Here is an 876-nt window from a genome sequence, read left to right as displayed (position 1 = left end):
AGACGAGGTCGTTCAGCTAAGCGATATAAAAGCATTGTTTGTCGGCAAACTCGAAAACTGGGAAGAGCAGCGTCATGGCGTTAACAGTAGCATTACTACAATTGCCTTCCCTCACTTTGAAGGTAATAGTCCTTTAGATGGCTGTAACTATAAATGGGATGACATATTAGACTTCGCTCCCTGTACGGACCCTCATCAGCCTCTTGCAGATGAAATCTTTACCATCATATATACCTCCGGTACGACAGGCACCCCAAAAGGTGTGATGCTGGATTACGCTTGTGCGAATCAAGTGATGAAACACGAACGTGCTAAACCTGCTTATGGTGTGTATCAAGGAGTTTCCGAGCGTGTTTTGTCCTATTTACCACTAAACCATATCGCCGAACGCGTCGTGTCAGAGGTCAGTCCAATCGTTGCAGGTTCTGAAGTCTCGTTTAGTGAGTCTCTAGATCGCTTTGCAGCAAATTTACAGTCGGTACAACCGACACAGTTTTTTGCAGTACCGCGTATTTGGGTAAAAATTCAACAAGGTATTCTGTCTAAGCTTCCTGAACAGAAACTACAGAAACTCCTTAAAATTCCGCTAGTCGGACGGTTTATTAAGCACAAAATCAAAAAGGGCTTGGGATTGAGCTCGGTGCAGTCAGCGGTATCGGGCGCCGCGCCCTTATCTGCTGCACTTCTGCGTTGGTACGGACAACTCGACATTAATATCCAAGAAGTTTATGGCGCGACAGAACTATGTGGCGGTGTCACCTATAACACCTTAGATGACATTACCCCCGGTTCTGTCGGAAGACCGCTTCATGGTGTTGAAATATTGATTGATGAAGAAACCGAAGAAGTCCTAATCAAAGCTCCATGGGTGATGAA

1 protein-coding gene is annotated in these 876 nt (G+C 45.4%); it reads left to right on the top strand.

Features of this window, described 5'->3' with window-relative positions:
* Positions 1-876: AMP-binding protein (locus A3762_RS01075; RefSeq protein ID WP_156493108.1), on the top strand; the 876-nt coding region annotated here is incomplete at both ends.

It is taken from the genome of Oleiphilus sp. HI0125 (assembly GCF_001635355.1).
Note: the sequence above shows the minus strand (reverse complement) of the source record. Positions and strands in the feature narration are given on the sequence as shown.